The organism is Streptomyces sp. NPDC107454, assembly GCF_055582885.1.
The window spans coordinates 149964-163541 of the sequence record NZ_JBVJPA010000005.1; the positions used below are offsets into that span (position 1 = coordinate 149964).

Below are 13578 nucleotides of genomic sequence, written 5' to 3' on the forward strand. Positions count from 1 at the left end.
TTGACGCTTGATCCAATAATCGCGTGATTGATCGTGAATGAATTCACGAAAGGCGGGGGCGGGACCCGGCCTGGAGCGGGCATACAAAAAGGGCCCTGCTGAGCAGGGCCCTTCGAGTGTGTTGCGGGGGTGCGATCAGGGAACGAGCACGGCCGGCGGCGTGGTCGGCCAGCTCATCTTGATCACTCCACCATGCTCACCGGCGGTGACTTCGACATCGTCGACGAGGCCACTGATGACCGCGAGGCCCATCTCGTCCTCCTCGGCATCCATGTCCGGATCACCCGTGGCACCGGGTGCCGTCTCACCGGGCGCCGAACGCGGCGCCTCGTCGCCGACCTCGATGGAGAACTGCTTCTCCTCCTCGATCAACGTCACCCGCACCGGCGCCGAGATGCCGCTGCTCTGGTGCAGTCCGACGGCACGAGTACAGGCCTCGCCTACGGCGAGTCTGAGCTCGTCGAGGACCGCCTCGTCCACTCCGGCCCTGCGCGCCACCGCTGCCGCCACCAGTCGGGCGGTCCTGACGTGCTCGGGCAGCGCGCTGAAGCGGAGTTCAACGGTGGCCATGCATCCCCCTCAACTACGGGCGTGCTGTCAGGGGACCGGGCCGCCGAGACCCAGTCCCCCGTCCATTGCTTCTACCGTCTCGGACACCACATCACTCGTGACGCCCAGGAGACGGGGTCAGTCGGTGGCCGCTACCGCTTCCTCGACCGAGGTGTGGATGGGGAACACCTTGGTGAGACCGGTGATGCGGAAGATCTTCAGAATGCGCTCCTGGTTGCAGACCAGTCGCAGCGAACCCTCATGGGCACGCACACGCTTCAGGCCGCCCACCAGCACGCCGAGCCCGGTGGAGTCGAGGAAGTCCACGCCCTCCATGTCGACGACAAGGTGAAAATTGCCGTCGTTCACCAGCTCGACCAGCTGCTCGCGCAGCTTGGGCGCGGTATATACATCGATTTCGCCACCGACCTCGACGACCGTACGATCGCCGACGGTACGGGTCGACAGGGACAGGTCCACGGATCCTCCAGCACCTTGCTATCGAGCGGTCATCCCAAGGGACACCTCGGCAGAGCCCCCGGGACGGTTCGCCAGCCGCGATGGCATTCAATCACTTACCGGCAGGCGTGCACGACGCCTTGGCCCCATTGTCCGTCACGCCAGTGACACACTCGGTGCCGATGGCCAAGAATCATCGATCCGATCGACCCTCGACGGACACCGCTTCCCGCCCCGATCCGGGCACTGTCCTGGACCGGCTCGCCTCGGGACCGAGCCGGGCTTCGCGCATCACTCATACGGAGCACTTGCCCCCGCGGGCGGGTCGCCATGCCGTGTGGCCCGACCGGATCCGTCCGGAGGTCATCGCCGCGGTACAGGCAGCGGGCGTCGAACACCCCTGGGCACACCAGGCGCTGGCCGCCGAGCACGCCCTGGACGGCGACTCCGTGATCGTCGCCACCGGCACCGCCTCGGGAAAGTCCCTGGCGTACCTCACACCGGTCCTGACGGCCCTCCTGGACGGCTCCGAGGCTCCGAACGGCCGCGGGGCCACCGCGCTCTATCTGGCCCCCACAAAGGCCCTTGCAGCCGATCAGCGCCGTTCGGTGAAGGAACTTTCACAACCTTTGGGCAATGCGGTTCGCCCAGCCGTGTACGACGGCGATACTCCGTTCGAGGAACGCGAGTGGGTACGGCAGTACGCCAACTACGTCCTGACCAACCCCGACATGCTGCACCGCGGGATATTGCCCTCCCACCCCCGCTGGTCCTCCTTCCTCCGCGCCCTGAAGTACGTCGTCATCGACGAGGTCCACACCTACCGCGGCGTCTTCGGCTCCCACGTGGCCCAGGTACTGCGCAGGCTGCGCCGCCTGTGCGCCCGCTACGGTTCCTCCCCCGTCTTCCTGCTGGCCTCCGCGACCGCCGCGGAGCCCTCGGTCGCCGCCCGCCGGCTGACCGGCCTCCCGGTCGTCGAGATCGCCGACGACGCCTCCCCTCGCGGCGAACTCGTGTTCGCCCTCTGGGAGCCCCCGCTCACCGAACTGCACGGCGAGAAAGGAGCACCCGTTCGGCGTACCGCCACCGCCGAGACGGCCGACCTCCTCACCGACCTGACCCTCCAGGGCGTGCGCTCCGTCGCCTTCGTACGATCCCGCCGCGGCGCCGAGCTGATCGCGGTGATCGCCCAGGAGCGCCTCGCCGAGATCGACCGCTCACTGGCCCGGCGCGTGGCCGCCTACCGCGGGGGCTACCTCCCCGAGGAACGCCGCGCCCTGGAGCGCGCCCTGCACTCCGGCGACCTCCTCGGCCTCGCCGCCACCACCGCCCTCGAACTCGGCATCGACGTCTCGGGCCTGGACGCCGTCGTCATCGCGGGCTACCCGGGCACCCGGGCCTCCCTGTGGCAGCAGGCGGGCCGCGCCGGCCGCTCGGGGCAGGGCGCACTCGCCGTCCTCGTCGCCCGCGACGACCCGCTGGACACCTTCCTCGTGCACCACCCCGAGGCCCTGTTCGACCAGCCGGTGGAATCCACCGTCCTCGACCCCGACAACCCGTACGTCCTCGCCCCGCACCTGTGCGCCGCCGCCTCCGAGATTCCCCTCACCGAAGAGGACCTGGAACTCTTCGGCCCGGCCGCCGCGGATCTGCTGCCACAGCTGGAGGCCGCGAAGCTGCTGCGCCGGCGAACGACGGCGTGGCACTGGACCCGTCGGGAGCGGGCCGCCGACCTGACCGACATCCGCGGCGAGGGCGGCAGTCCGGTACAGATCGTCGAGGCCGGGACCGGGCGGCTGCTCGGCACGGTCGACGCGGGCTCCGCGCACACCACGGTCCACGAGGGCGCGGTCCACCTCCACCAGGGCCGTACGTACCTGGTGAAGCACCTGGACCTCGAGGACTCCGTCGCCCTGGTCGAGGAGGCCAACCCGCCGTATTCGACGGTCGCCCGCGACACAACCTCCATCTCCGTCCTGGAGACGGACATCGAAGTCCCCTGGGGCGAGGGCCGGTTGTGCTACGGCTCCGTAGAAGTCACCAACCAGGTCGTCTCCTTCCTGCGTCGTCGTGTCATCACCGGTGAAGTGCTGGGCGAGTCGAAACTCGACCTCCCTCCTCGTACGCTCCGCACGCGCGCCGTGTGGTGGACGGTCACCGAGGACCAGCTGGACGCGGCCCGGATCGGCCCGGAGATCCTCGGCGGCGCCCTGCACGCCGCCGAGCACGCGTCGATCGGCATGCTCCCGCTGTTCGCCACCTGCGACCGCTGGGACATCGGCGGCGTGTCCATCCCGCTGCACCCCGACACGCTCCTGCCCACGGTCTTCGTCTACGACGGCCACCCGGGCGGCGCGGGGTTCGCGGAGCGCGCCTTCCACACCGCCCGCGCCTGGCTCACCGCCACCCGGCAGGCCATCGCGTCCTGCGAATGCGAGGCCGGCTGCCCGTCCTGCATCCAGTCCCCCAAGTGCGGCAACGGGAACGAGCCGCTGCACAAACGGGGCGCCGTGCGGCTGCTCACGGAGCTGCTGCGGGGGGCGCCGGAGGTCTAGGCGCCGGCTCCTGTGGTCTCGCGGGACCGGCTCTGGACCTGACCTCCACGTCGAACGGGCCGGCGCCCGACGCGGCCGTGACGTCCGAGATCTCGCCCTCCACGGCGCACCGCACCAGCCGGGCACGCTGGGCCCGCACCACCCGGTCCGCCTGGGCGCAGGCCGCCGTGCCGCCGTCCGCCCAGTGGTCCGCCGCGGCGAGCGCGGCCAGGTCGGCCGCCCCCGCCGCACGGTGCCGGACCACGACCGCCTGTCCCATGGCCAGGACGGCCCCGAACACGACACACAGCACGGCGATCGCCCCGACGGTCCAGACGGTGGCCGATCCTCTGTCCGGGCAACGGATCCGATAGGTGTGCCATCTGTTCCAAGCGGCCGTCCGCGCGACGTGACCGCGGCTGCGGACCCTCATCCCCTCACCACCCCCACCGTCTCCTCCGCCAGCGCCACGGCCTCGTCGCTGAGCTCCGGCGACAGTCCGTCCGGTCCCGGCGCACTCGCCTTGACCGTGACCCGGACGAGGTCGCCCTCCCGGGTCACCGTGACCCTGGCGCCGCGCGGTGCCGCGCGGCGGGTCGTCGCCAGCACCGTGTCCGGCGGGTCCTGGCGAGCCGCCGCGCGGGCGCCCGCCCTGGCCGCGTCCACGCACTGGATCTGCGCCGACGCGGCGAGCAGGGCCCAGACCAGCGCCATTCCGACGAGCACCAGCGAGGGCAGCACCACGGCGGCCTCGGCGGTCACGAATCCCCGGTCCCGACTCCGACTCCGGCCGCGGCTGCGATCCCGGTCCCGGCCCGCCGTCCCGCGTTCACATCGGCGCATTGAGCGCCCGCCCCACGATGCCCTGCAACTCCGCGCCTACCTGGCCGCTCGTCACCACCTTGTAGAGCACCGCCGCGAAGGCCACCGCCGCGAGGACCCCCACCGCGTACTCGGAGGTGACCATTCCCGCGTCCCTGCGCGCCGCCAGACCCAGCAGCCACGCCCGCATCCGTACGCCCACCGTCTTGTCCATCTCAACCCCCGTAAGGTTCGAACCTGTTGGTCGTCATTTGGTCGTCAGTCGTTCACCGCACGTCGCCGCCCGTCATCCGCCACCCCCTCCCAACACCCCGTCCGCCAGCCCGATCACCACGGGCAGGACGCCCATCGCGAGGAACGCGGGAAGAAAGCACAGCCCGACGGGCGCGGTGACCATGACGGCCGCCCGGCGCGCCCGCGCTGTCGCGGCGCGGCCCCGCTCGGCGCGGGCCTCCATGGCGAGCCGCCCGACCGGCACGGCCGCCGGTACGCCCGACTCCCCCGCCCGTTCCAGCAGCCGCGCCAGCGCCCCCGCGCCCGGGAGCGACGCCAACCTCCGCCATGCCTCGACCGGTTCGCCCCCGAGCCGCACCTCCGCCGCGCCCCGCGCCAGCCGCTCCCCCACCGGTCCGCCCAGGGTCTCGCCCACCGCCCGCGCCGCGACCACGGGGTCCGCCCCCGCCGCGATACAGGCCGCGACCAGGTCAGCTGCCAGGGGGAGTTGCCGGGCGGCCAGCGCCACGTCGTACTCCTCCACCGGCCCCGGTCTGCGTCGCTGCCGCCACCGCCAGGCCCCGATCCCGGCCAACAGCCCCACCACAACCCCGGCAAGACCCCCGACCAGCACCCAGCCGGCGCACACCGCGCCCGCCACCGGCAGCCACCGCCGCACGACGTCCCGGACCGCGAAGTGCCGCCTCTCGGGCGTCCTCTCCAGAGCCAGCAGCTCGGTCAGCCTTCCGCGCGCCCTTCGCTCACGCCGCGCCGCGCCGAGCGCTCGCGGCAGCCACCCCAGCGCCAGCGCCCCGCACATGAGCGCCCCCAGCCTGTGGACAACTTCCGTGCTCATGCCGCCTCCGCCCCTCTCACGATGCGCAGCGCCCACCACAGCCCCACGCCCTCCAGCACCCCGCCGACCACCAGGCAGCCCAGGCCCGGCCCGCTGTGCAGCAGCACGTGCAGCGGGTCGGCGCCCAGCGCGGTACCGAGCAGAAGGCCCAGAACGGGCAGCCCCGCGAGCATCACCGCCGTGGATCGAGATCCCGCCAATTGGGCTCGCAGATCGGCCCGTTGGTCCCGCTCCGCGCACAGGGCCCCTTCCAGGCGGTCGAGTCCCGTCGCCAGGCCCGCACCCCGGTCCACCGCCACCCGCCAACACGCGGCGAGCCCTACCAGGCCGTCGGCCCCCGGCTGCCGTGCGGCATCGGTGAGCGCGCCCGGCACATCACCGCCGAACCGCGCCGCCGCCAGCACCACCGCCTGCGCCTCGCCGAGCCCGCCCGAGTGGCGCGCGGCTCTCCGCAGTGCCTCACCCGGCTGATGCCCGGCCCGCACCTCGCCGGCCAGCGCCCCGCACAGGGCGATCACCGCCTCACCCCGGCGCTCCCCCGCGCGCCGCGCCTCCCCGGCCCGCCGTACTCGGCGGAGCAGCGGCATCCCGGCCGCCCCGAGGAACAGCGGCACCACGGACGCGCCCAGTACCGCGATCACCAGCCCGGCGACCAGTGACCACCCCTCGGGACGCAACCGCCCGCGCAGCCGCCGCCACTCGGCCTGTGCCCGCTCCCGCGCCGGCGGTCCGGTGGCGACCACCCCGACACCCGCGCACAGCAGCCGCGCCCTGCGTGCCCCTGCGTCCCAGCCGCCCATCAGCCAGGCCGCCGCCCCGGCACACGCCATGGCCGCTCCCACCGAGATGTCACCGGCCCCCGTCATCACAGCCCACTCCCCTCGGTCCCGTCCCGGAGCAGCCCCCGCAGCCGCTCCCACCCCCGCTCGTACGCGAACGCCTCCTCGTCCCACCGCAGCGCGGGCACCGTCACCACCCATCCCGTCGCATCGCGCTCCAGGACATGCACCTCGGCGATCCGCCGCCGCCCGGACCGGTCGCGTACGAGATGCAGGACCACGGACAGCGCCGCCGCCAACTGGCTGTGCAGCGCGGCCCTGTCGAGCCCTGCCGCGGTGCCCAGGGCCTCCAGACGGGCCGGCACCTGCGCCGCCGCGTTCGCGTGCACCGTTCCGCAGCCGCCCTCGTGGCCGGTGTTGAGCGCCGCCAGGAGCGACACGACCTCCGGTCCGCGCACCTCGCCGACCACCAGCCGGTCCGGTCGCATGCGCAGGGCCTGACGGACCAGGTCCTGCAGCGCCACGAGTCCGACGCCCTCCTGGTTGGCGGGCCGCCCCTCCAGGCGCACCACATGGGGATGGTCGGGCCGCAGTTCCGCCGAGTCCTCGGCCAGCACGATCCGCTCCCCGGCACCGACCAGCCCCAGCAGCGCGCTCAGCAGGGTCGTCTTGCCGCTTCCGGTGCCACCGCTGATCAGGAACGACAGCCGGGCGTCCAGCAGGGCTCTGAGTACCCGGTCCCCGCCGGGCGGGACTGTCCCCGCCGCCACCAACTCGTCGAGGGTGAACGCGCGCGGCCGTACGACCCGCAGCGACAGGCAGGTGGAGCCGACGGCCACCGGGGGCAGCACCGCGTGCAGGCGGGTGCCGTCCGGAAGCCGGGCATCGACCCAGGGGCGGGCGTCGTCGAGCCTTCGCCCGGCCACGGCCGCGAGGCGCTGCGCGAGGCGTCGTACGGCTGCCGCGTCCGGAAAGGAGACGGTCGTCAGTTCCAGGCCACCGCCCCGGTCCACCCACACCCGGTCCGGCGCGGACACCAGGACGTCGGTCACCGACGGGTCGGCGAGCAGCGGCTCCAGCGGCCCACTGCCGACCAGCTCGGAGCGCAACCGCTCGGCGGCGCCGAGGACTTCGGCGTCTCCGAGCACTCGTCCCTGCTCGCGCAGGGCCTGTGCCACGCGCGCGGGAGTCGGCTCCGATCCGCTCTCGGCGAGCCACTGCCGTACGCCGTCCAGCAGTCCCGTGCCGGTCCCTGTGCCCGACTGCCGGCTCATACGCCCCCGCCTTCCACCGGAACCCGCTGCCAGAAGGCCGTGCAGAACCGGGCGAGCGGCCCCCGCGACGCTCCCCCGGGTGGCACACGGGCGTCCAGCGGCGCGGACTCCGCGGGCACTTCGCCGACCAGTGGCAGTCCGAGCAGGCGAGCCACCTCACGGTCGTCGAGACCCGGCGCGTAGGGGCCGCGGACCGCGACGCGCAGATCGCGCAGGACCATGCCGACCACGGATGCCACCCGTTTGGCCGCCGCGACGGCGCGCAGATCGGCGGGGACGACCAGCAGCCCGAGGTCGAGCTGGGCGAGGGCTTCCGCGACTCCGTCGTCGACGCGGCGGGGCAGGTCGACGACCACGGTGCCGCCGCGCCGTCTGGCGGCGGCCAGGACCGCGCGGACGGCCTGCGCCGGGATGGTGACGGAGTCGCCGCGGTCCCAGCTGAGGACGCGCAGCGCGTGCAGTTCGGGAAGGGACTCCTCCAGGGCGCCGCCGCCGACCCTGCCGCGGGAGGCGGCGAACGCCGGCCAGCGCAGTCCTTCGGCGGCCTCTCCGCCCAGGAGTACGTCGAGTCCGCCACCCAGGGGATCCGCGTCCACGAGGAGGGTGCGGCGTCCCTCGCGCGCGGAGGTGACGGCGAGCGCGCAGGCCAGCGTGGAGGCTCCGGCCCCGCCGCGGCCGCCGATCACGCCGACGGTGAGCGCGGGTCGGCCCACTCCCTCGGCCACGTCGGCGATGCGGTCGACGAGCCACTGCTCGCCGTCCGGAAGCATCAGGACGTGGTCGGCTCCGATCTCGACAGCCCGTTTCCAGACGCCGGAGTCGTCCTGGTCCCGGCCGACCAGCACGACTCCGCGTCGGCGAGCTGCTCCGCGTACGCGCCGCGCCGCGTCGTCGCCGACCAGGACGAGTGGTGCCGCCTCCCAGCTGCCGCGGCCCTCAGGCACCCCGTGGTGGACTTCCGGCCTCGCACCCGCCGCGGCGCACAGGCGCAGCAGGTCGTCGAGGAGTTCGGCGTCCTCCGTGACGATCAGTGGTCCGCCCTGCCGCCCGTCGGCGGCGGGCGGCAGGTCGTGTGTGATGGCTCCCGCCACGATCTCCAGCCCCCTTCGCTGCTCCCTGCGCGGAGCTCGCAAGGTCCTCTGCGGACCCGCGATTCCCGCTCGTGTGAAGAACCGGCATGCGGCCTCCATATGAACGGCCGATACGAACCGGCCAAACGCGTCCGACAAACGGAACCCGCCATGAACTTGCCGCGAGGAACTCGCCGCGAGCGGGACGCGCTGGAATCACGGTGCAGCGATCCAGAAAATCGTGTGGATCTTGGTCGATAACTGTGGACAACTCAGTGGTTGTGAATATCGCCTTCACCCATACCGGTGAGTCGCCTGTGACTTCCACAGCGCAGCCTCACGGATACGTAGAGTGACGAATCATGAGTGCACGGAAGGGGCGGCCACAGCGGTGACAACCGGGGCCCGGGGCCGCGCGAAAGAGGGCAAAAACCCATCCGGACATGCGACGACCCCCGCCGGGGGGGAGAGCGGGGGTCGTCCCCACGGCCGACTCGGGGGGGGAGGAGTCGGACCGGGTTAGCACGGTCGCGAACGATCCGTGACTTCCATGGTGTACCCGAGAGCCTTCTCAGGCAAACCCACGCGCCCCACACTAGCCCGAATGGTGGGCGCATATGCTCGAGCCCGTGGAAAACCACTCCTTGCCTCGCACGGCAGCCTTCTTTGACCTGGACAAGACGGTCATTGCGAAGTCGAGCACGCTCACGTTCAGCAAGTCGTTCTACCAAGGCGGGCTGATCAACCGAAGGGCCGTGTTGCGCACCGCATACGCCCAGTTCGTGTTCATGGCGGGCGGCGCGGACCACGATCAGATGGAGCGGATGCGCGCATACCTGTCCGCGCTGTGCCGGGGCTGGAACGTCCAGCAGGTCAAGGAGATCGTCGCCGAGACGCTGCACGACCTGATCGACCCGATCATTTACGACGAGGCCGCCTCCCTCATCGAGGAGCACCACACCGCCGGGCGCGATGTCGTGATCGTCTCCACGTCCGGGGCGGAGGTGGTCGAGCCGATCGGAGAGCTGCTCGGCGCGGACCGGGTGGTGGCCACGCGCATGGTCGTCGGCGAGGACGGCTGCTTCACCGGAGAAGTGGAGTACTACGCGTACGGGCCGACGAAGGCCGAGGCGGTCAAGGAGCTGGCCGCGTCCGAGGGGTACGATCTCGCGCGCTGCTACGCCTACAGCGACTCCGCGACCGACGTTCCGATGCTGGAGGCCGTCGGCCATCCCCACGCGGTGAATCCGGACCGTGCGCTGCGACGCGAGGCGGTTGCCCGCTCGTGGCCGATTCTGGACTTCCACCGGCCGGTCCGGCTCAAGCAGCGGCTGCCCGCGCTGTCGGTGCCGCCACGTCCGGCGCTCGTCGCGGCGGCCGCGATAGGAGCGGCGGCGGCCACGGCGGGACTCGTCTGGTACGCGAGCAAACGGCGCGCGACGGTGATGTGAGCGCGTCACGCGAACGCATGCGGCATATCTACGTCCCGATTCACTCCCATTTGAACCTAAAAGTAAAGAAGTACAGCCAGGGGTTCCGCTTCCTCTGGACCAGGAGTAGAAAGGGTTTAACGGCCCGCGAGACCAAGGACATCCGAAAGGATCACCTTCAAACGCAACCAAGGCCCCACGGACCGCGCATGGACATCGAGCACCCACGCGACGTCGACCCGTCGATTACGGGCCAGCCGCACCAGGTGACGGGCAGGAGTTCCCGACCTGATGGGCAACATATCGAGGACGCTTGGTAACCCGGTGAGCATGCCAGCGGCGGTACGAAAACTCGTACCGCCGCAACCCTGTCCGGGGACTTACGCCGCGCCGCGCTGAAGCGCCTCGCAGACGGCTGTCGACTCCCTGGCTCCCAGTTCAATCGCCCTGCCGCAGTGGGCGATCCAGGTCGCCATGCCCTCCGGGGTGCCGGAGACATACCCTTCCAGCGCCGCCAGATAAGCCGCGCGGCCCGGCTCGGCGTGACCGACCTCCGCCGGGCAGACCGATTTGGGGTCGAGGCCGCTGCCGACCAGGACGATGCGCTCGGCCGCGCGTGCCACCAGGCCGTTGTGGGTGCCGAAGGGGCGCAGGGCGAGCAGTTCGCCGTGCACGACGGCAGCCGTCACCAGGGCGGGCGCCGAACCACCCGCGATGATCAGCTGCGAGAGCCCTTCGAGTCGGCCGGCCACCTCGGCCGCGTCCGGCAGGGGCAGCTCGATGAGCGGCTCGTCGACCGGTTCGCCGTCCTGGCGGGGCCTGCCGACGGTGTCCTCATGGCCCGCAGCCGCGACGAGGTGCAGCCGGGCCAGCACCCGGAGGGGCGACTGTCGCCAGATGGACAGGAGTTGGCCCGCCTCGGCGGTCAGCCGCAGGGCCGCGCCGACCGTCTGGGCCTCGTCGTCACCGCTGAAGTCGGTGCGGCGGCGTACCTCTTCGAGGGCCCAGTCGGCGCCGGACAGCGCCGCGGAACCACGGGCGCCACGCAGTGCGGCCTCGGAAGTGATCTCGTTGCTGCGGCGCCGCATGATCCGGTGTCCGTAGACCCGGTCCACCGCCTTGCGGACGGACTCGACGGATGCGGCCACGCCGGGCAGCGAGCCCAGGGCCGCGAGCGGATCGGCGGTCGCGCCTGTCGTACTCATGAGTACGACCCTACGCACCCCGGTGGCCCACCCCACGAAGGAGTGGTCTTCTTCACGTCACCTGGGCACTGTAAGCAATCACACCACTACCCTTGGTGAACATGAAAATTGCTTTCGTAGGGAAGGGCGGCAGCGGCAAGACGACCCTGTCCTCCCTCTTCATCCGCCACCTCGCGGCCTCGGGATCGCCGGTCGTCGCGGTGGACGCCGACATCAACCAACACCTGGGGACCGCCCTCGGCCTCGACGAGCCGGTGGCCGCCGGGCTGCCCGCAATGGGCCCGCGGCTAAAGCTGATCAAGGACTACCTGCGCGGCTCCAATCCGCGCATCACGTCCGCCGAGACGATGATCAAGACGACCCCGCCCGGTGAGGGGTCCCGACTGCTGCGGGTGCGCGAGAACAATCCGGTGTACGACGCCTGTGCGCGGCCGGTGGAACTCGACGGCGGCGCCGTCCGTTTGATGGTCACCGGCCCGTTCAGCGAGGCCGATCTGGGAGTGGCTTGCTACCACTCCAAGACCGGTGCAGTGGAGCTCTGCCTGAACCATCTCGTCGACGGCCAGAGCGAGTACGTCGTCGTCGACATGACGGCGGGCTCCGACTCCTTCGCGTCCGGCATGTTCACCCGCTTCGACATCACGTTCCTGGTCGCCGAGCCGACCCGGAAGGGGGTCTCCGTCTATCGGCAGTACAAGGAGTACGCCCGCGACTTCGGAGTCATCCTGAAGGTCGTCGGCAACAAGGTGCAGGGCCAGGACGACATCGACTTCCTCCGCGCCGAGGTCGGTGACGACCTCCTGGTCACCGTCGGGCACTCGGACTGGGTGCGGGCCGTGGAGAAGGGCCGCCCACCCCGGTTCGAGCTCCTGGAGGACGCCAACCGCCGCTCCCTGCGCACCTTGCAGACCGCCGCCGACGCCACGTACGAGCTGCGGGACTGGGAGCGCTACACGCGCCAGATGGTGCACTTCCACCTGAAGAACGCGGGCAGCTGGGGCAACGAGAGGACCGGGGCCGACCTGGCGGCGCAGGTCGACCCCGGCTTCGTGCTGGGAGAAGGGCTGGTGGCTACGGCTTGAGGGCCGGCGCCCCGGGGATGCCCTTCGGAGCCGGGGCGGGGCGGCCCGACAGGAAGGACGCCCAGCCCTGCTTCGGGACCTCTCCGACGTTGAGGCCGCGCAGCCTGTCCAGCGTGGCCGGGTCCTGGGCGTCGAGCCAGTCGGCGAGTTGCCGGAAGGAGACGCAGCGGACGTCGGGCTTGTTGCAGACGTTCTCCACGACCTGGTCGATGGCACGCATGTAGGTGCCGCCGTTCCAGGACTCGAAGTGGTTGCCGATGATCAGCGGCGCGCGGTTGCCGTCATAGGCGCGGTCGAAGCCCTTGAGCAGGCCGTCACGCATCTGGTTGCCCCAGTACTCCTGCTTGTCGGGGTCGCCCTGGGTCCGTGTGCCCGACTGGTTGACCATGAAGTTGTAGTCCATGGTGAGCTGCTCGAAGGTGTGCCCGGGGAAGGGGACCAACTGCATCGACAGATCCCACAGGCCGTTCTTCTTCTTGGGCCAGACCTGGTTGTTGACGCCGCTGGTGTCATAGCGGAAGCCCAGCTGCCGGGCCGCCTTCATGAAGTTCTTCTGGCCCTCCAGGCAGGGCGTGCGGGCGCCGATGAGCTCCTTGTCGTAGTCGAAGGGCAGCGGAGCCGCGTTCTTCATGGCCGCGTTGGTCTTCCAGGACTTCACGAACGCCTTCGCCTGGGCGATCTCGCTCTTCCACTCCGCGACCGACCACTCGCCGACACCGCCGTCCGCACCACAGAAGTGGCCATTGAAGTGCGTGCCGATCTCGTTGCCCTCCAGCCACGCACCGCGTAGCTGCTCGACGGTGTCCTTGATGCCCTTCTCGTCGTTGAAGCCGATCTCCGAGCTTCCCGGCGAGTGCTCCGGCGGCTTGTACAGCTCGCGCTTGTCCTCCGGCAGCAGGTACACGCCGCTCAGGAAGTAGGTCATCGTCGCCCCGTTGTCCTTGGCGACCTTGCGGAAGTGCGAAAAGAGCTTCTGGCTGTCCTCGCCGGCGCCGTCCCAGGAGAAGACCACGAACTGCGGGGGCTTCTGACCGGGCTTCAACCGCTCGGGCTTGGGCAGATGCGGCTGCGCTCCGGTGTACGCGGTGGAGCCGTCACCGATCGGGCGGACCGCACTCTGGGGCGCCGGGGCCCCCGCCTCCTCGTTCGCGCCGTGCGTGCCTTCCTTGGAGCCGGTGGCGCAACCGGCGAGCGCCGTGGCGCAGGCCGCGGCGACTGCTACGCCCGCGGCGATCCTCTGGGTGGCAGCCATCTCCGCCCACCTTCTTCCTTCTGTCAGAGCAACGCCGCTTTGGGCGTTCTAGG

The 13578-nt window shown here is 71.3% G+C and carries 14 protein-coding genes; 3 read left to right on the forward strand and 11 right to left on the reverse strand.

The window, feature by feature from the left end; genetic code table 11:
- Positions 1-135 precede the first annotated feature (135 nt).
- Both ACZ69M_RS13620 and bldG read right to left on the reverse strand, forming a co-directional pair.
- A complete protein-coding gene (locus ACZ69M_RS13620; protein ID WP_470049545.1) occupies positions 136-570 on the reverse strand; it encodes an ATP-binding protein in 435 nt (144 codons plus the stop codon).
- Positions 571-687: 117 nt separating this feature from the next.
- Positions 688-1029, reverse strand: a complete 342-nt coding sequence (gene bldG, locus ACZ69M_RS13625) for an anti-sigma factor antagonist BldG (RefSeq protein ID WP_010986038.1) — start codon at positions 1027-1029, stop codon at positions 688-690.
- Positions 1030-1109: 80 nt separating this feature from the next.
- Here bldG and ACZ69M_RS13630 point away from each other — a divergent pair, with 80 nt between their 5' ends.
- Complete coding sequence (locus ACZ69M_RS13630; protein WP_470049547.1) at positions 1110-3563, forward strand: DEAD/DEAH box helicase; 2454 nt, start codon at positions 1110-1112, stop codon at positions 3561-3563.
- Here the strand turns inward: ACZ69M_RS13630 and ACZ69M_RS13635 are convergent.
- From ACZ69M_RS13635 to ssd, 7 genes are all read right to left on the reverse strand, one after another.
- Complete coding sequence (locus ACZ69M_RS13635) at positions 3529-3975, reverse strand: Rv3654c family TadE-like protein (protein WP_470049549.1); 447 nt, start codon at positions 3973-3975, stop codon at positions 3529-3531. The two genes, ACZ69M_RS13630 and ACZ69M_RS13635, sit on opposite strands and share 35 nt — an antisense overlap.
- Positions 3972-4385, reverse strand: a complete 414-nt coding sequence (locus ACZ69M_RS13640) for a TadE family type IV pilus minor pilin (protein WP_470049550.1) — start codon at positions 4383-4385, stop codon at positions 3972-3974. Before ACZ69M_RS13640 ends, ACZ69M_RS13635 begins: the two co-directional genes overlap by 4 nt.
- Positions 4372-4578 carry a DUF4244 domain-containing protein gene (locus ACZ69M_RS13645; protein WP_470049552.1) on the reverse strand — a complete coding sequence of 69 codons (207 nt, stop codon included), beginning with the start codon at positions 4576-4578 and terminating at the stop codon, positions 4372-4374. The genes ACZ69M_RS13640 and ACZ69M_RS13645 overlap by 14 nt, the downstream gene beginning before the upstream one ends.
- 72 nt (positions 4579-4650) lie before the next feature.
- Entirely contained in the window at positions 4651-5433 is a 783-nt protein-coding gene (locus ACZ69M_RS13650) for a type II secretion system F family protein (RefSeq protein ID WP_470049554.1), read from the reverse strand.
- A complete protein-coding gene (locus tag ACZ69M_RS13655) occupies positions 5430-6299 on the reverse strand; it encodes a type II secretion system F family protein (RefSeq protein ID WP_470049556.1) in 870 nt (289 codons plus the stop codon). The genes ACZ69M_RS13650 and ACZ69M_RS13655 overlap by 4 nt, the downstream gene beginning before the upstream one ends.
- Positions 6299-7486, reverse strand: coding sequence for a TadA family conjugal transfer-associated ATPase (locus ACZ69M_RS13660; protein WP_470049558.1), 1188 nt, complete (start codon positions 7484-7486; stop codon positions 6299-6301). Before ACZ69M_RS13660 ends, ACZ69M_RS13655 begins: the two co-directional genes overlap by 1 nt.
- A complete protein-coding gene (gene ssd / locus ACZ69M_RS13665) occupies positions 7483-8577 on the reverse strand; it encodes a septum site-determining protein Ssd (protein ID WP_470049560.1) in 1095 nt (364 codons plus the stop codon). Before ssd ends, ACZ69M_RS13660 begins: the two co-directional genes overlap by 4 nt.
- Before the next feature lie 596 nt (positions 8578-9173).
- On the opposite strand from ssd, the gene ACZ69M_RS13670 reads away from it, so the two are divergent.
- Positions 9174-10007, forward strand: coding sequence for an HAD family hydrolase (locus ACZ69M_RS13670; RefSeq protein WP_470049562.1), 834 nt, complete (start codon positions 9174-9176; stop codon positions 10005-10007).
- A gap of 359 nt (positions 10008-10366) precedes the next feature.
- Here the strand turns inward: ACZ69M_RS13670 and ACZ69M_RS13675 are convergent, their stop codons facing one another.
- A complete protein-coding gene (locus tag ACZ69M_RS13675) occupies positions 10367-11191 on the reverse strand; it encodes a Fic family protein (protein WP_470049564.1) in 825 nt (274 codons plus the stop codon).
- A 101-nt stretch (positions 11192-11292) separates the two neighbouring features.
- Here ACZ69M_RS13675 and ACZ69M_RS13680 point away from each other — a divergent pair, with 101 nt between their 5' ends.
- The gene (locus ACZ69M_RS13680; RefSeq protein ID WP_470049566.1) at positions 11293-12273 is read left to right on the forward strand and encodes an ATP-binding protein; all 981 of its coding nucleotides are present in this window, start codon (positions 11293-11295) and stop codon (positions 12271-12273) included.
- Here the strand turns inward: ACZ69M_RS13680 and ACZ69M_RS13685 are convergent.
- Complete coding sequence (locus tag ACZ69M_RS13685; protein WP_470049568.1) at positions 12263-13525, reverse strand: polysaccharide deacetylase family protein; 1263 nt, start codon at positions 13523-13525, stop codon at positions 12263-12265. The genes ACZ69M_RS13680 and ACZ69M_RS13685 overlap by 11 nt on opposite strands.
- Between the last annotated feature and the right edge of the window lie 53 nt (positions 13526-13578).